The sequence below is a fragment of the Photorhabdus akhurstii genome, from assembly GCF_018448925.1.
In the GTDB taxonomy this organism is placed as follows: Bacteria; Pseudomonadota; Gammaproteobacteria; order Enterobacterales; family Enterobacteriaceae; genus Photorhabdus; species Photorhabdus akhurstii.
The window spans coordinates 122,130-139,058 of record NZ_RCWE01000005.1 but is presented as its reverse complement, the minus strand read 5'-3'; the positions used below and the strand labels follow the sequence as shown (position 1 = coordinate 139,058).

15 protein-coding genes are annotated in these 16,929 nt (G+C 40.9%); 10 read left to right on the top strand and 5 right to left on the bottom strand.

The features are described 5' to 3' along the window. The first annotated feature begins 237 nt into the window (after positions 1-237). The 3 genes from EAE93_RS08975 to EAE93_RS08965 all read left to right on the top strand — a co-directional run bounded on the left by EAE93_RS08975 (position 238) and on the right by EAE93_RS08965 (position 2,541). Positions 238-939, top strand: coding sequence for an amino acid ABC transporter permease (locus EAE93_RS08975; protein WP_036782460.1), 702 nt, complete (start codon positions 238-240; stop codon positions 937-939). Next, on the top strand, positions 917-1,681 hold the full coding sequence (locus EAE93_RS08970) for an amino acid ABC transporter ATP-binding protein (protein ID WP_214039527.1): 765 nt from the start codon (positions 917-919) through the stop codon (positions 1,679-1,681). The genes EAE93_RS08975 and EAE93_RS08970 overlap by 23 nt, the downstream gene beginning before the upstream one ends. Before the next feature lie 86 nt (positions 1,682-1,767). Further along, the gene (locus EAE93_RS08965) at positions 1,768-2,541 is read left to right on the top strand and encodes an amino acid ABC transporter substrate-binding protein (protein ID WP_214039526.1); all 774 of its coding nucleotides are present in this window, start codon (positions 1,768-1,770) and stop codon (positions 2,539-2,541) included. A 166-nt stretch (positions 2,542-2,707) separates the two neighbouring features. On the opposite strand, the gene EAE93_RS08960 is transcribed toward EAE93_RS08965, so the two are convergent. Further along, a complete protein-coding gene (locus tag EAE93_RS08960; RefSeq protein WP_044467104.1) occupies positions 2,708-3,088 on the bottom strand; it encodes a hypothetical protein in 381 nt (126 codons plus the stop codon). 642 nt (positions 3,089-3,730) lie between these two features. Between EAE93_RS08960 and EAE93_RS08955 the strand changes: the two genes are divergently transcribed. Then, positions 3,731-6,541 carry an RHS repeat domain-containing protein gene (locus tag EAE93_RS08955; RefSeq protein ID WP_214039525.1) on the top strand — a complete coding sequence of 937 codons (2,811 nt, stop codon included), beginning with the start codon at positions 3,731-3,733 and terminating at the stop codon, positions 6,539-6,541. A gap of 114 nt (positions 6,542-6,655) precedes the next feature. Here the strand turns inward: EAE93_RS08955 and rraB are convergent, their stop codons facing one another. Then, the gene (gene rraB / locus EAE93_RS08950; RefSeq protein WP_011148570.1) at positions 6,656-7,063 is read right to left on the bottom strand and encodes a ribonuclease E inhibitor RraB; all 408 of its coding nucleotides are present in this window, start codon (positions 7,061-7,063) and stop codon (positions 6,656-6,658) included. Positions 7,064-7,227: 164 nt separating this feature from the next. Here rraB and argF point away from each other — a divergent pair, with 164 nt between their 5' ends. Together argF and pyrB are read left to right on the top strand one after the other, a co-directional pair. Then, positions 7,228-8,244 carry an ornithine carbamoyltransferase gene (gene argF, locus EAE93_RS08945; RefSeq protein WP_040151203.1) on the top strand — a complete coding sequence of 339 codons (1,017 nt, stop codon included), beginning with the start codon at positions 7,228-7,230 and terminating at the stop codon, positions 8,242-8,244. Positions 8,245-8,550: 306 nt separating this feature from the next. Continuing rightward, entirely contained in the window at positions 8,551-9,474 is a 924-nt protein-coding gene (gene pyrB / locus EAE93_RS08935) for an aspartate carbamoyltransferase (protein WP_036810183.1), read from the top strand. Between the two features lie 307 nt (positions 9,475-9,781). Here the strand turns inward: pyrB and EAE93_RS08930 are convergent, their stop codons facing one another. Continuing rightward, the gene (locus tag EAE93_RS08930) at positions 9,782-11,002 is read right to left on the bottom strand and encodes a DUF819 family protein (RefSeq protein ID WP_036810181.1); all 1,221 of its coding nucleotides are present in this window, start codon (positions 11,000-11,002) and stop codon (positions 9,782-9,784) included. Between the two features lie 1,089 nt (positions 11,003-12,091). Here EAE93_RS08930 and pyrI point away from each other — a divergent pair. The 4 genes from pyrI (at position 12,092) to nrdG (ending at position 15,906) form a co-directional block, all read left to right on the top strand. Beyond that, on the top strand, positions 12,092-12,556 hold the full coding sequence (gene pyrI, locus EAE93_RS08925; RefSeq protein WP_036810179.1) for an aspartate carbamoyltransferase regulatory subunit: 465 nt from the start codon (positions 12,092-12,094) through the stop codon (positions 12,554-12,556). A 92-nt stretch (positions 12,557-12,648) separates the two neighbouring features. Beyond that, entirely contained in the window at positions 12,649-13,035 is a 387-nt protein-coding gene (ridA, locus tag EAE93_RS08920; protein WP_036810177.1) for a 2-iminobutanoate/2-iminopropanoate deaminase, read from the top strand. A gap of 249 nt (positions 13,036-13,284) precedes the next feature. After that, a complete protein-coding gene (nrdD, locus tag EAE93_RS08915) occupies positions 13,285-15,423 on the top strand; it encodes an anaerobic ribonucleoside-triphosphate reductase (protein ID WP_036810175.1) in 2,139 nt (712 codons plus the stop codon). 18 nt (positions 15,424-15,441) lie between these two features. Next, positions 15,442-15,906 (top strand): anaerobic ribonucleoside-triphosphate reductase-activating protein, encoded by a 465-nt coding sequence (nrdG, locus tag EAE93_RS08910; RefSeq protein ID WP_036810173.1) that lies wholly within the window; start codon positions 15,442-15,444, stop codon positions 15,904-15,906. Positions 15,907-15,908: 2 nt separating this feature from the next. On the opposite strand, the gene EAE93_RS08905 is transcribed toward nrdG, so the two are convergent. Both EAE93_RS08905 and bhsA read right to left on the bottom strand, forming a co-directional pair. Next, complete coding sequence (locus EAE93_RS08905) at positions 15,909-16,340, bottom strand: YhbP family protein (RefSeq protein WP_036810170.1); 432 nt, start codon at positions 16,338-16,340, stop codon at positions 15,909-15,911. Positions 16,341-16,463: 123 nt separating this feature from the next. Next, positions 16,464-16,715 carry a multiple stress resistance protein BhsA gene (bhsA, locus tag EAE93_RS08900; protein WP_036776459.1) on the bottom strand — a complete coding sequence of 84 codons (252 nt, stop codon included), beginning with the start codon at positions 16,713-16,715 and terminating at the stop codon, positions 16,464-16,466. Between the last annotated feature and the right edge of the window lie 214 nt (positions 16,716-16,929).

Below are 16,929 nucleotides of genomic sequence, written 5' to 3'. Positions count from 1 at the left end.
ATGATAATATGATATAACTATATCTTATATATGTAAGTTGACAGCTTGCCATATGATATTTAAAAAAATTACTATAAATATATATACCCTATGGATTTCAAGATGCATCGCGACGGCAAGGGAGCGAATCCCCGAAAGCATAGAAAACTATGTGACCGGGGTGAGTGAGTGCAGCCAACAAAGAGGCAACTTGAGAGATGACGGGTATAGTTATATTACACACAATAGGGAAAATATATGGAACCCTCCTGGTTCAATTTAGTACTCGATTCTTTTTGGCCCATGCTTTATGCGGGCTTTACTTTCACTATTCCACTAACCCTCATTACTTTTACTCTCGGTATCATACTGGGTTTTATCGTGGCGCTCATCCGGCTTTACGGGCCAAAACCGCTTATTGCCGTCGCAAAATTCTACGTCTGGCTGATCCGTGGCACGCCGTTGCTAGTACAACTGTTTCTTATTTTTTATGCCTTACCTAGCGTCGGCATTACGTTAGGCGCATTCACCTCCGCGGTGATTGGTTTCACTTTGAATATTGGCGCTTATACCTCCGAGGTGATTCGCGCTACTTTATTGTCTGTACCAAAAGGGCAGTGGGAAGCGGCTTATTCTATCGGTATGAGCTGGACGCAATCATTACGTCGAATCATTCTACCTCAAGCCGCAAGAATCGCGATTCCACCACTCTCAAACACATTTATTTCACTGGTGAAAGATACTTCACTGGCCTCAGTCATCACCGTACCGGAGCTTTTCCTTGCCGCACAACGTATTGCTGCGGTGACTTATCAACCACTCATTCTTTATACTGAGGCGGCAATACTTTATCTGATAATCAGTTCAGTGTTGTCATCACTACAAGCCCGTCTGGAAAAGAAGTTTTCGCAAAAGAGTGACACACAGGAATTAAAAGATGATCCAACTCTCCGGCATTGAAAAAAGTTTTGACGGGCACAAGGTCCTGACAAAAATCGATCTCACCATTGAGGAAGGCAGCCTGACCGCCCTGATTGGCCCATCAGGAAGTGGCAAAAGCACGCTATTACGCTGCATCAACTTATTAGAAATTCCCCAAGCCGGGAAGATCCAAATCGGCAATGAAAGCATGGCTTTCACCGGCAAAGGTCGGATTGCCCACAAGGATATACAACGGATTCGCCAACAAACCGGTATGGTATTCCAAAACTTCCAACTTTTCCCTCATCTCACGGTCATTGAAAATATTATGGAAGGGTTAATCTGGGTTCAAAAATGGTTACATGAACAGGCTAAACAGCGAGCGCTTGAATTACTGGAAAAGGTTGGTATGTCACACAAGGCCGATGTCTTTCCAGCCACACTATCCGGTGGTCAGCAGCAACGCGTAGCGATTGCCCGGGCACTGGCGCCTTCGCCCAAGGTGTTATTGTGCGACGAGCCAACTTCCGCGCTTGATCCAGAATTATCGCAGGAAGTTGTTGCCGTATTAAAGCAGTTGGCTAAAGAAGGAACCACGATGTTAATGGCTACCCATGATCTGCGCTTGGCAGCAAATCTTGCCCACGACGTCATATTTTTAGAATCCGGGGAAATTGTCGAATCGGGAACGTCGAAAACGATTTTCACCCGAGCCGTTAAACAACGTACTGTGGAATTTGTTTCAACCTTAACCAATACTTTACCGGATTGGGAGATATAACCCACCGTTAAAATAACCTTGCCGTAATTGATCCAAGAATCAGTTAATGACATCAAATAAATTTTTTAACAGTTTGGAGAAAGAAAATGAAAGCGTTGTTCACCGCATTATTAGCGGGTGTTATTCAATTCGGCATTGCATATTCTGCACATGCAGAGTCTGGCCTTGATAATATTAAATCAACAGGAGTATTCAAAATCGCTACCGAAGGAACTTACCCGCCATTTACCTATCACGATGCCTCAGGAGCTTTAACTGGATTTGATATTGATATTGGCCGCGAAATCGCACGACGTATGAATGTCAAAGCCGAGTTTACCGAAGGCAAATGGGATGGGCTTATTGCCGGGCTGGATGCTAAACGCTATGACGCGGTACTCAATCAGGTCGCTATTACGCCAGAACGCCAAAAGAAATATGACTTTTCCGCACCGTATATCATATCTAAAGCCGTACTTATCACCCGGAAAAATAATGACAATATAAAAACGTTTAGCGATCTGAAAGGTAAAACCTCCAGCCATAGCTTAACCAGCAATTATGCCCGGTTGGCAAAACGTTTCGGTGCGGAAATCGTTCCTACCGAAGGATTTAATCAGGCCATCGATTTGGTTGCTACAGGCAGGGCTGATGCCACTATCAACGATAATCTGTCCTATCTCGATTTTAGGAAACACAAACCCAATGCACCGGTAAAAGTTGTCGCGTCCGAACCCAATGGCGATCCAGTCGGTGTGCTAATCCGTAAAGGCGAACCAGAATTACAAGCCGCTATCGATAAGGCACTAGCCGATATCAAAGCCGATGGCACCTATCTACGCATTTCCACTCAGTATTTCGGTACCGATGTTTCCAAATAAGAAAATAACCGCCTCTGCTTGCAAGAGGTGGTTTTCTCTTAATAGTTGCATAGCAATGACATAACTTAGAATAGCTACTTAATATATGAGTCGTGAAAATTAACACAGAATTCTGAATACATTCTGCTATCCATGAGAACAATCAGAATTCTGCACTTTCCCTTAATTAAATTAGTTTAAATTTCACCACCTTTTTAGCATCTATATAGAAACGCAACGTCTTGTTCCCTCCTCCTGAGCTTTCACCTTCTACATCCTTTGCATTTTTATAGCTGAAAATCTTACCTTTATGATACTTTATTTGATCCTTACCTGGAGGATTTTTAAAGTCTTGAAAAAACCAAATAATTTCTGGCTCACCATCTATCGTTATACGAATAGCCTTTTTACTCTCATCCTGCGCCCCAATCCACGGTACCCAGAGATCACCTACCCATTCAGAATTAATATTAACAGTATGCGTTTTGTTATTATCTTCGCCTACCACAACATAGATTTTCTTTTGGGTATTATTAATAATTTTCCTAATATTACTTACATTAGCCATTTGAAATACCTTCTTTAAATTAACACTATTTTATTGACGTAATTAAGATCAATATATAAGACCTTTCCATTAAGTTGCTAATATAGAGTAAAAAACCATGTCAATCATATGAATATATCCTAATAATCAATTACATCCATTTCCGATTAAATTAACACTTTTTACACCATTTACCAGCATCTGTACTATAAATGATAGAAATAATTATCTGAAATTTCTTTTATATAAGAGAATTGATGGTAATAGAAATAACTACTATCCTGCTGTCATATTGGAGTCATAATAGTAAAATAGCCTTATTTATTATCAAACAAAGAGAATATACAAAAGAATAATTTTTTTCCAATGTCATAATTAACATCCCAAACTCTTATCCACACATCAATTAAATATCCGCGTACAAATCTTCAATATCACAGATATAACCGACAAGGTGAGATAATAACTTAATTATATGAATATAAAAATAATTTTTCGTCACCCTACCATTCTATTCACATCTATGGAAATACTAATTCTCATACTGTCAATTTCAAAAATTATCATACTGTTCTGTTAAAGATTTTACTCATTCCATAGTAAAGTCTCAGGTCATTACTATTAAACTAGCTAACAGACTAAAACAGCATAAGGAGCTGCAATATGAGTCATTACAATTCTGCAATTAACCGAAATACTCCATCTGTCAGCGTACGAGATAATCGAGGGTTAAATATCCGTACGCTGGAATATCTGCGTACTCAAGCCAATGAAACCAATAGCAACGAATTGATCACTCGCTATGAATTTAATATTCAAGGATTTCAAGTAAAAAGCACGGACCCACGTAGATATAAAAATCAGAGCGGTTCAAACTTCACTCGTACCTTTAGTCTCGCTGGTAATACGCTGCGTGAAGAAAGTATCGATGCCGGCCGAACAGTTACATTAAACGATATCGAAGGACGCCCAGTACTGACCATCAATGCAACAGGCGTTCGTCAAACTCATCACTATGAAGGTAATACCTTGCCCGGCCGCTTGCTGGCTGTCACCGAGTTAATACAAAAGAACGAGAAAACTACGGAACGCCTTATTTGGGCAAGTAATACCGATGCGGAGAAAAACCAGAACCTCGCCGGGCAATGTATACGCCATTATGACACTGCGGGATTGGTACAACTGGAAAGTCTCTCCTTAACAGGCGCGGTTTTATCACAATCCCGTCAATTAATAGCCGAAAATCAGGAAGCTGACTGGCATGGTGATGATGAAAATAGTTGGCGTACAAAACTAAATGACAACATATTCACTACTCAAAATAAAACTGATGCCATTGGTGCTCTGCTAACCCAAATCGATGCCAAAGGAAATATACAGCGGCTGGCCTATGATGTAGCAGGCCAATTGAAAGGTAGCTGGTTAACATTAAAAGGCCAATCCGAAAAAGTTATTGTGCAATCTATTACCTGGTCAGCAGCCGGACAGAAATTACGAGAAGAACATGGTAACGGCGTTATTACAGAATATACCTATGAACCAGAGACCCAACGATTAATTAACATTAAAACTCGCCGGACTAAAGATAGTACAAAACCACTACAGGATTTACGTTATGAATACGATCCGGTTGGCAATGTGATCAATATTCGTAATGATGCAGAAGCAACTCGATTCTGGCGTAATCAGAAAATAGTACCGGAAAATGCGTATACCTATGATTCTCTGTACCAACTTATCATAGCAACCGGCCGCGAAATGGCTAACATTAGTCAGCAAGGAAGCCAGCTCCCTCCTTTAGTTACCCCTCTTCCTACCGATGACAATACCTATACTAACTATACTCGCACTTATACCTACGACGATAGCGGCAACCTGACACAAATCCGGCATAGCGCTCCGGCAAGTAACAATAACTACACCACAGATATCACCATTTCAAACCGCAATAACCGTGGTGTCCTCAGTACCCTAACCAACGATCCCAATCTCGTTGATACATTCTTTGATGCAGGTGGTCATCAAACCAGTCTGTTATCAGGGCAATCCTTAAACTGGACACCCCGGGGAGAACTACAACAAGTGAACCAAAGTGGTAACAGCGCGCGCGAATGGTACCGCTATGACAGTGATGGAATGCGGCTATTGAAAATAAATGAACAGCAAACACCCAATGCCACGCAACAACAACGAGTCACTTACCTGCCAGGGTTGGAATTACATACCACTCAAAGCGGCGCCAATATCACCGAAGACTTGCAAGTTATTGCTGTCGGACAAGCAGGAAGAGCACAAGTACGCGTTCTACACTGGGAAAAAGGCCAACCCACTGGCATAGATAACGATCAAGTCAGATACAGCTACGATAATCTTACACACAGCAGCGAATTAGAACTGGATATGCACGGGGAAATTATCAGTTGGGAAGAGTATTACCCCTATGGCGGCACCGCAATATGGGCGGCAAGAAATCAGGTTGAAGCTGGTTACAAAACCATTCGTTATTCAGGCAAAGAGCGTGATGCAACAGGACTGTACTATTACGGCTACCGTTATTATCAACCGTGGGCCGGTAGATGGTTAAGCGCTGACCCGGCTGGAACAGTAGATGGCCTGAATTTATACCGTATGGTAAGAAATAATCCAATGACTGGCATAGATGAAGATGGACGTATATTTAAAACCGTAGCAACAGGCGCATTAGGCGTTGGCGGTATAGCATACGAACTTTACAAACATAAAAATCAACAAGCTGAAAGACCTCAGATGCCATCTCCTGCTTCTGAATCCTATGGTGATCAACAAGTCAGCAAAATCACCCAAAAAGCGAGTGCTTTAAAAGCAAACTATGACCCGATGAAACAGATAGCCCATAACATAGCGGGACGCAAAGAAGCCGCAGAACATCTCGCGCAGGGACAAGTCCCTGGCGCTCAAGCAATAAAAGAAGGGGCAAGTTTAGTCGCGGCTGCCGGAGAATTCGCCGCCGCTGGCAATATAGGTGAACTAAACAAAACTGAGCTAACAAAAGCCGCTGGCACCGACGCAATTAATAATTTTAGCCTCACCTTCGACGGTATAAAAAAGGTATTTAAGGCAGGTGCGGCTACTGCTACCGTCACCCCAGAAAAATTGGAAGAGCTGCAAAAAGCAACTGATGATTTAAAAGAGGTCGCAACAGATACGCTAATTACCGGGGCATCGCTGGGTGCAACGGTCGGCGCCACACTGGATACAGCCGCCGCAGTCGTACCACACCCGGTAGCCAAAGTGGCGTTCAAAGGTCTGTCATTCGCGTGGAAAGTGACCGGCGTTGTTCACACCGCAGAAGAATTAAGCAATCTTGCAGAAAAACATAAGGATCTGGTTTCTAATGAGCTAGGGCAAGAATTAAAAAGGGAAGTCACCGAGGCAAACCAAATTAGGAGGGGAACCATTCTTTCAAAAGTCAGAGAACACGGTTTGATAAAATAGTCTATTAAATGCAATAGTCCTTATTCGCCAAAGCAGATAAGGACTATTTTGTTTTGAATCACATGTATCAATCACGACCAGAGCTAATACAGGATTCTTAACATATTGATCATACTAATGAAGTCTACTCTCACCCTGCTCCGGCAAATCATCTTCATCTTGCTCATCAGGATCTTCGAAGTAAGTGCCCCAACCATCATAATTAATGCCAATTTTTTCAGCCAGATTCACCAACTGTTCAACCTGGGCATCAATCAATTCTGCATTCAATCCACACTCACTGATAACATCACAACACATCAGAATCGTACCATCTTCGACTTCCAATTCTTCCGCGTCAGTCACTTCATAACCCAGTTTAAAGGCTTCAACCGCTGCCTTTTCCAACAGGCTAAAGTCCTCAGCGGAAAAGTGATGCTCAATGGCATAAAGTGCATCAGGATCACTACCATCTTCCAGTAATTCTTCAATAATAAGGCGCGTTTCTTCGCGTTGTTCTTCTAAGTCTCTTTGATTTGCCATACCAAATATCCTCAAGCAGTTGGCCGTCCCAATACTCATTCTCCCACACCACAGGCGGGCTAACCACTGTTTACATCAAAGAAATCTAATACGGAGTTGAAATTGCATTTTTATAGATATAGATTGAATTTAAATGCAAACAATAAATACGGAGACACCAAACAATGAATCCGTTCCATCAGCGTCATTTCTTAAGGTTACTTGATTTTTCCTCAGCAGAAATTCATGCCTTGCTAAAGCTAGCTGCTGAATTAAAATCGACTAAAAAATCTGGTACAGAAAAAGCCCTGTTAACAGGCAAAAACATCGTGCTGATTTTTGAAAAAGATTCCACCCGTACCCGCTGTTCATTTGAAGTGGCAGCTTACGATCAAGGGGCAAATATCACCTACCTCGGCTCCAGTGGTAACCAGATTGGTCATAAAGAATCGATCAAAGATACCGCTCGTATACTTGGCCGTATGTATGACGGTATTCAATATCGCGGCTATGCCCAGACAATCGTTGAATCACTGGCAAAATATGCAGGTGTTCCGGTATGGAATGGACTAACAGATGAATTTCACCCTACTCAGCTACTGGCAGATCTGCTAACTATTCAGGAACATCAACCAGAAAAACCATTGTCAGAAATCAAATTCGCCTACTTGGGGGATGCCCGTAACAATATGGGTAATACCATGCTAGAAGCCGCGGCACTAACGGGCATGGATGTTCGGCTGATTGCCCCTGAAAAGTACTGGCCCAATGCCGCGCTGGTTACTGAATGTCAGAAACTGGCTGAAAAAACAGGAGGTAAAATTACTCTGACGGAAAATATCTCCGAAGGGGTTAAAAATACTGATTTTCTTTATACCGATGTCTGGGTTTCTATGGGCGAGCCAAAAGAAGTTTGGCAACAACGAATTAACCTCTTGAAACCTTATCAAGTGAATATGGATGTGGTGAACATGACAGGCAATCCACAGGTAAAATTCCTGCACTGCCTGCCGGCATTTCATAATGAAGAAACGATATTAGGCAAACAGCTCGCGGCTGAATTTAATATGTATGGAGGGCTGGAAGTTACCAATGAAGTTTTTGAATCAGAGCACAGTATTGTATTTGATCAAGGAGAAAATCGCCTGCATACCATTAAAGCGGTAATGGTGGCAACATTAGCAAATGATCTTAAAATTTAATTAGTTGAGATATCGGCAGGATGATGTCTTTAAAGATATGATCCTGCCAATCTTATTTTTCTTCGGTCAAATAGTTGCTGTAAGATTTTTCACGAGTATAATGCGCCACAATTTGCCGGGAGAAATCATGAAAGACAGCGCTTATTTTTGTCATCAAGCACAACTGCCTGAAAGAGGGCAGCTAGCCGTCATTGTTTTCCCGTTGCTAAACCAATCATTTAACGCCCCTCAATGAGGGGCTTTTTTTTGCCCGGTAATCGATTCATGATCGCCACCCCGGATGTCAGCATTAGAGGAGAGTGAAAAATGGCTAATCCGTTATATCGCAAACATATCATCTCAATAAATGATCTGAGTCGCGAAGATCTGGAATTGGTGTTGCAGACTGCTGCTGCACTGAAAGCCAGACCACAACCTGAATTGCTGAAACCCAAGGTCATCGCTAGTTGTTTCTTCGAAGCTTCCACCCGTACTCGCCTCTCTTTTGAAACAGCAATCCATCGCCTTGGCGCTTCAGTTGTCGGTTTCTCAGACAGCAGCAACACCTCTCTAGGTAAGAAAGGTGAAACGCTAGCCGATACTATTTCCGTTATCAGCCAATATGTTGACGCCATCGTGATACGCCATCCACAGGAAGGCGCCCCACGTCTGGCTTCTGAGTTTTCCGGTCACACTCCGATTATCAATGCCGGTGACGGCGCCAACCAACATCCGACTCAGACCTTGCTAGATCTGTTCACGATTCAGGAAACTCAGCAACGGCTGGATAGTCTGAATATCGCTATGGTTGGTGATCTGAAATATGGCCGCACTGTCCATTCGCTATCACAAGCGCTGGCGAAATTTAATGGCAATCACTTTTATTTTATCGCCCCGGAAGCATTGGCAATGCCAAACCATATTCTTCATATGCTGAATGAAAAAGGTGCAACCTACAGCCAACACGCGAATATTGAAGAAGTATTACCGGAACTAGATATTCTTTATATGACTCGTGTACAGAAAGAACGCCTTGATCCATCCGAATATGCCAACGTAAAAGCACAATTTGTTCTACGCGCCTCCGATCTACTCGGAGCGAAAGAGAACCTCAAAGTTCTGCATCCGTTGCCACGTATTGATGAAATTACTGTCGATGTAGATAAAACGCCCTATGCTTATTATTTCCAACAGGCAGAGAATGGTATTTATGCTCGTCAGGCTCTATTATCTTTAGTTTTAAATGAATGATTAAAATAGAGAAAGTACTTTTTTATCCACAAATATAATGGGTTATTATTTTCTTCTGGAATAGCGATTAATCAGTCTGTTTACCACCTTCGGTATCGAAGACAAACTCGATGTGATGCCAAAATACGTCTTGCCCATCCAGTGAGCAAGACAGTATCTACGGGCAGTAGAGTACACACAAAAACCGTCACTTTTGTCTACACGCTGCCCGGCTCCCTCTTTTATCGTCAAAGGAGGGAAGATAAAATAATCTAATGAAATAAAATTATAAGTTTTTAATATTAACCTGAGAATATTATGATTAATTTCACAAAATCTCTGTAACAATAAAATAAACAATCGTCCCAATATAGTTGCCAATCACATATCCTACCGTTCCAATAACCATAATAGGACCAACTAAGCCTATCCAACCTCGGCTAATCGCTAACGCTGCGGCAGTTGTTGGGCCGCCAATATTTGCATTACATGCAAGTATAATTTCCTCAAGGTTAAATTTGAATAACTTACCAAAACCAAGAGTTAATAATAAGTTAATCATTACTATAATGAATACAAATAAAAACAACAAAGGCGCATTGCTAATAATAAGCCCTATTGAAGCAGGAATACCTATTACAACAAAGAATATATAAATTGCGTAAGTTCCCAATTCCTGACTGCCATTTAAATTATTAAAAGTTTTTTTGAATATCGAAACCACAGCAAAAGTTACGGTTGTTAAGATAAGATATTTATCTGATATCAAGCTAAAAAGCAATTCCTGATAAATACTCCCAGTCTGTCGTGAAATTGTTTTTATCCAAGCTGAGAATTGAAATGAAACTGCTACAATAAAAATCGCCCATGCTAAAGATAACGCAATATCCTTTAAAGAGATATTTTTAGGTTGCCAATAAGATGCAGCAAAATATTTTGATTTATCCGAACTGGAATCACTTACCATAGCATCAGAATAAGGACTCCCCCAAAACTTTCTTGCCAATGACCAACCCGCTAATGTTATTAATATTATGCAAAAGCAGACCATCATGAGATTATCAGCAACGATCGTGGATGCAGTCATATCTTGAGTGGGCTTCAATTTGGCAACCATTGCCGCAAAATTCACGCCCCCACCAGTATATGACGCGGCAATCATAGCACTTATTTTATCCAGCTCCGGTATATAGTTTTTTAAAATTTTAAAAGCCAAGACTGCACCCACCATCGTCGCTATAGAAGAGAATAAGAACAGTATAAGTAGTCTCCAACTTTCTTTAATAATGCTATGTAAATTAATTTTAAATAATAATAAAGGTATCGCCAACGGAACGATATATTGCCAAACCGCATCGTATACTACTGATTGAGTAGGAATTATTTTTAAATTGGATGCTAAGAGGGCAATAATTAATGCTATCACCGCACCAGGTACTTTCGATGCCCACCTATATTTTTGTTCCATTATAATCGCTAACGTAGCTGCAATCATTACAAAAGCCCAAAGGGCTAAGATATTATCAGGGTTAATTAATGTATTATTCATTATTTCTTCCTAATATACCCGTTATCTTTCAAGCTGCCTCTTTGTTGGCTGCGTTCACTCACCCCGGTCACATAGTTATCTATGCTCCCGGGGATTCGCTCCCTTGCCGTCGCGATGCAACTTGAAATCCATAGGGTATATGTTCCAAGTTAATATTATAGAATTCACATTCTCTATTTAAAATAACCTCACCATAGATTGATTTATTATAACTATTATAAAACAACAGAGCCAGATTACCATAACCATAATACCACCATTTAGTCGGAAAATGAGTAAAACCAGCTAGATCGGTTCATTATATAATAAAGCGATCAACGCTATAAGGTAGTTGGCATATCTTTACCAGACTTACGTCTTAAAGTAACTGTATAAAATAAGCTACTCATTTTATTAAATCCTCATAAACAACCTTTTATCTGTCGCAATAATTCATTTTTCAATAATACTTTTTCTCAGCACATATAGTTTAATAAAACTGTTTAATCTAAGATTAAAAACTTGATTATTACTTAAATCTATATGTTATTAAGGTAATATTTAAAGGCTCATAGCAATTATTAATCAAAGTTCTATTAATAACTTAAGAACCAAAATATTTATTTCAATAGAAACAGTAAACAATACATTTACCATCTCATTACTCAAATAAACATTTAAAAGCTTTATCCTTCATTTTATTTAATTGAATAAATAAAACCATTAACAATGACTTATTACAACAAACATATTAATTTAAATCTAAATTTCCGACACAAATAATCTATCACCCCTTAAATTTCAAAAAAATATTAATTAAATAAATTCATTAACAACCATTAATTTTAAGATATTAAAATACCTTTTAAATAAGATAAATAATTCAAACAAAATAGCCAAAATCAATAAATTCAACATAGTACTCTTATAACAATGACGGCTAAAGCTAATTATATGGAATAACAACAGTAAGATAATATTGATTTGTCTACGTCTTATCTGGATAAACAGGGTGACACCGCCTAAAATGGAAGTCGTGTCGATTCTTAACAATATCTCTGGAGGATGAATACAGAAAGTTGTCACTAAAATGTATTCATACAAAACACGATGACCCAAGATCATAAACTACAAGTCGAAGCTATTAGATGCGGTACGGTGATTGACCATATCCCGGCTCAGGTCGGCTTCAAACTACTCTCTCTGTTTAAACTAACTGAAACCGATCAACGCATTACCATCGGCCTGAACTTGCCTTCCAATCGACTAGGTAAAAAAGATATCATTAAAATCGAAAATACATTCCTGACAGAACAGCAAGCTAACCAACTTGCTATGTATGCGCCGAACGCAACGGTGAACTGTATTGAAGACTACGAAGTTGTGAAGAAACTTCCCATTAACTTGCCTGAGCGTATCGATAGCGTATTAGTCTGCCCTAACAGCAACTGCATCAGCCACAATGAACCCGTAGAAAGCAGTTTTCGAGTCAAAGTGACAGCGGAAGATGTGGTGCTGACCTGCAAATACTGCGAGAAAGAGTTCGACCGCGATGTGGTGATACGCAACGATTGAACGATCTATGTCAGTTGCTGAGGTAGAAGCGGACACTATAATAGTACCTTCAATGAAATATTCACTTAGTTATCACATTAACAGGAGAACCTATGTCATACGAGATTAATACTAATAAAGCCCCTGCTGCAATTGGTCCCTATGTTCAGGGTGTTGATCTTGGCAATATGGTCATCACTTCCGGCCAGATCCCAGTCAATCCAGAAACAGGTGATGTCGCAGAAGATATCGCCGCTCAAGCTCGTCAATCACTGGAAAATGTTAAAGCTATCGTTGAGAAAGCAGGTCTCACTGTCGGTGACATTGTTAAAACAACTGTCTTCGTTAAAGACCTGAATGACTTCGGTACCGTTAACGCAACTTATGAAGCATTCTTCAAAGAACACAATGCGTCTTTCCCGGCCCGTTCTTGTGTTGAAGTAGCCCGCCTGCCAAAAGACGTTAAAATCGAAATCGAAGCTATCGCGATTCGTAAATAATCCCTGCCCTGTTTTCTACAACCCCTTGGTTAGTTACTGACCAAAGGGTTGTACCTCTCACTGGACCTTAAATATAAGTCTTCATTCTTTGTTTCAGATCAAATGAGAACGTGATTATCTCACTTCAAGTTACTATATATTGTGCTTAAATATGGAAATAAAACTATATATAGCGACATCTATCTTTAAGCTGAATATCAAAACGAGAATCGTTTGCACTTTTAAGCAACATTCTCAAGGAGCCATATTGTGAAAACTGTTGTGATAAAACGGGATGGTCGACAGGTACCATTTGATGAAACACGCATCAAAGATGCCATAAAACGGGCCGCTTCTGCCGTTGGCGTGACGGATGATGAGTATTGTATCCAAGTTGCATCCACAGTAACGCAATTAATCGCTGACTACAGGCAAGTTAATGCACAAGATATTCAGAATGCAGTAGAAAATCAGTTAATGGCTGGCAGATATAAGCACCTTGCCCGTCTTTATATCGAATATCGTCACAATAGGGATATTACCCGAGAGTTACATAGCCGACTTAATCAAGAAATCCGTGGTTTAATTGAACAGAGTAACGTTTCCCTGCTCAATGAGAACGCCAATAAAGATAGTAAAGTGATTCCCACTCAACGGGATCTGTTGGCCGGGATTGTTGCTAAAAGTTATGCCAAACAACATATTCTGCCGCGCAATGTGGTATTGGCTCACGAAAGAGGCGAAATACACTACCATGATCTCGATTATTCCCCCTTTTTCCCAATGTTTAACTGTATGTTAATCGACCTAAAAGGCATGCTAATCAATGGTTTTAAAATGGGTAATACTGAAATAGAACCGCCAAAATCCATTTCAACCGCAACAGCGGTAACCGCTCAAATTATCGCTCAGGTTGCCAGCCATATTTATGGCGGTACCACCATCAATCGTATAGATGAAGTATTAGCCCCCTTCGTTAAAGCCAGCTATGACAAACACTTGGCGATTGCCGAAAAGTGGAATATCAGCGATAAAAAATCCTATGCCGAAGCACGAACAGAAAAAGAGTGTTATGACGCTTTCCAATCACTGGAATATGAAGTTAATACACTGCATACCGCCAATGGGCAGACTCCTTTTGTCACTTTTGGCTTTGGTCTGGGTACGTCAAAAGAATCCCGCTTAATTCAGCAATCTATTCTGCGTAACCGCATTGCTGGTTTGGGTAAGAATCACAAAACAGCGGTATTCCCCAAACTGGTATTTGCTATCCGTGATGGCCTGAATCACAAACTCGGTGATCCTAACTACGATATCAAGCAACTGGCTCTCAAATGTGCCAGTAAGCGTATGTACCCAGATATTCTTAACTATGATCAAGTGGTTAAGGTCACAGGCTCCTTTAAAACCCCGATGGGTTGTCGCAGTTTCCTCGGTGTTTATGAGGAAAAGGGTGAACAAATTCATGAAGGACGCAATAACTTAGGGGTTATCAGTTTGAACCTGCCTCGGATAGCTATCGAAGCCAAAGGCGATGAAAAACATTTCTGGCAATTACTGGACAAACGGCTGGCACTGGCGAAGCAAGCATTGATGACCCGTATTACCCGCCTGGAAGGCATTAAAGCACGAGTTGCGCCAATCCTTTATATAGAAGGCGCCTGCGGGGTTCGCTTGAAAGCCGATGATAATATCGCTGAAATCTTTAAACATGGTCGGGCTTCTATTTCTCTGGGCTATATTGGTATTCATGAAACCATTAACGCATTGTATGGCAATCAGGTTCATCTATTTGATGATCAACAATTACGTGTAAAAGCGCTCTCAATTGTTGATCATCTGCGAAAAGCCACTGATCAATGGAAAAAAGAGACAGGTTATGGTTTCAGTTTATACAGCACTCCAAGCGAAAATCTATGTGACCGTTTCTGCCGCCTTGATGCCGCTGAGTTTGGTGTGATTAAAGGGGTGACAGATAAAGGCTATTACACCAACAGTTTCCATCTTGACGTTGAAAAGCAGGTCAATCCTTATGACAAATTGGATTTTGAAGCTCCTTATCCACCACTAACAAACGGCGGTTTTATCTGCTACGGCGAATATCCTAATCTGCAACATAATCTGAAAGCACTGGAAGATGTATGGGATTACAGCTACTCACGTGTCCCTTATTACGGCACCAATACCCCTATCGACGAGTGCTATGAGTGTGGATTCACCGGTGAATTCTCCTGTACCAGTAAAGGGTTTACCTGCCCACGTTGTGGCAATCATGAACCTTCCAGAGTATCAGTCATCCGCCGCGTCTGTGGTTATCTGGGAAGCCCCGATGCCCGCCCATTCAATGCTGGCAAACAGGAAGAGGTGAAACGCAGAGTAAAACATCTGGCAAATGGGCAATTAGGCTAATGAAGGCAGGCTGACAAAGTGAATTATCACCAATACTACCCTGTTGATGTGGTTAACGGCCCCGGAACCCGCTGCACACTGTTTGTCGCCGGGTGCGAACATCAATGCCCCGGTTGTTATAACAAAAGTACCTGGCGGGTGAACTCCGGCCAACCATTTACGCAGAAAATGGAAGACCGTGTAATTTTTGATTTACAAGACAAACGCATTAAACGACAAGGGCTATCTTTATCTGGCGGAGATCCCCTACATCCACACAATGCACTCGCGATCCTGAAATTGGTAAAACGGATTAAAACAGAGTGCCCAGACAAGGACATTTGGCTTTGGACGGGTTATCTGCTAAAGGAACTTAGCGAAATTCAACGGGAAATTGTCAGCTATATTAATGTGCTAGTGGATGGCAAGTTTATACAAGATCTTTATGAACCCGGTTTACTATGGCGTGGTAGCCGCAACCAGATTATTCATAGATTAAGATAATTTTATCGCTGCCAGCAGATTTTCTTACCAAATCCAAGCGTATTATCAGTCATCTTTATTTCATTGAGATTCAGTTGCCAAATAGGTGTTTTAACAGCAACTGCCACAGGAAAACGGCGGCAATAACGTGCTCTGGCAGCTTTATCTTGTTCACCTTCAAGACGAATGACTTCCCCTTTGAATTGAATACCCTTTATCTGTGCAATATTTCGAATCTGTCCAGCAATGGTACCTGCAACCTGCGGGTTTACCTGCATCATTTCACCGTGGCGAGTATGCAGTTCAGTCATAAACCAGAAAGCGATCTCATCGGCATTGAAAACATAGAAGCAATTTGCACACCAAATATCATCACCGGTTGCTGTACAAAGCGTTAGGACATGCTGTCTTGCGAGGTATCTATGGATAATCTGAAAGTTTTCAGGAGCGTTCACACTCTCTCCAATAGCAGGATTATATCTGCCTAGAAGCCCAGAACCACGCCGGGATAAACATCATCCTACGGCGTGTTCTGACATCTCCTGACAGGGCCAGGGTTCAGTATGTTCTACTATAAATTAGTTATAGATTTCAGCAACACCTGATAATTGATTCTTACCGCCAGCAGAGATAATGCGGAAAGAAGATGCCCCTGCTTTGTCAGCTTTTTTGGACAACTCGGCACTTAGGGTTTCCAAAGTATCAGCCCCCGTGACAGAAACTACGCCAACTTTAGAAGAGGAAGCAGTTTGAACTTCTGTTGCCGCCATACTACCAAAAGAGATAGCACTTAAAGCTAAAGCAGCAGCGATATATTTTACGTTTTTCATACTATGATCCTTGATCAATTTTTAGTTGAATGAGTTACTCTCTGTGATGTGGATCATAGTATGCTCTAAAGGCAGGAATAAAAATTAGCAATTATTGCTATTCTATTTCAATTTTTTTGAATAAATAATGCGACGTATAGCAAATTGATATGTAACGGGTCTTATAAAACTGTTATATTATAATAACTTAAACTAAATTATTCAGAAAAATGAT

Bases quoted from the DNA above. Each gene is read 5' to 3' on its own strand.
- EAE93_RS08975 (WP_036782460.1), top strand. From the start codon at position 238: ATGGAACCCTCCTGGTTCAATTTAGTACTCGATTCTTTTTGGCCCATG.
- EAE93_RS08970 (WP_214039527.1), top strand. From the start codon at position 917: ATGATCCAACTCTCCGGCATTGAAAAAAGTTTTGACGGGCACAAGGTC.
- EAE93_RS08965 (WP_214039526.1), top strand. From the start codon at position 1,768: ATGAAAGCGTTGTTCACCGCATTATTAGCGGGTGTTATTCAATTCGGC.
- EAE93_RS08960 (WP_044467104.1), bottom strand. From the start codon at position 3,088: ATGGCTAATGTAAGTAATATTAGGAAAATTATTAATAATACCCAAAAG.
- EAE93_RS08955 (WP_214039525.1), top strand. From the start codon at position 3,731: ATGAGTCATTACAATTCTGCAATTAACCGAAATACTCCATCTGTCAGC.
- rraB (WP_011148570.1), bottom strand. From the start codon at position 7,063: ATGGCAAATCAAAGAGACTTAGAAGAACAACGCGAAGAAACGCGCCTT.
- argF (WP_040151203.1), top strand. From the start codon at position 7,228: ATGAATCCGTTCCATCAGCGTCATTTCTTAAGGTTACTTGATTTTTCC.
- pyrB (WP_036810183.1), top strand. From the start codon at position 8,551: ATGGCTAATCCGTTATATCGCAAACATATCATCTCAATAAATGATCTG.
- EAE93_RS08930 (WP_036810181.1), bottom strand. From the start codon at position 11,002: ATGAATAATACATTAATTAACCCTGATAATATCTTAGCCCTTTGGGCT.
- pyrI (WP_036810179.1), top strand. From the start codon at position 12,092: ATGACCCAAGATCATAAACTACAAGTCGAAGCTATTAGATGCGGTACG.
- ridA (WP_036810177.1), top strand. From the start codon at position 12,649: ATGTCATACGAGATTAATACTAATAAAGCCCCTGCTGCAATTGGTCCC.
- bhsA (WP_036776459.1), bottom strand. From the start codon at position 16,715: ATGAAAAACGTAAAATATATCGCTGCTGCTTTAGCTTTAAGTGCTATC.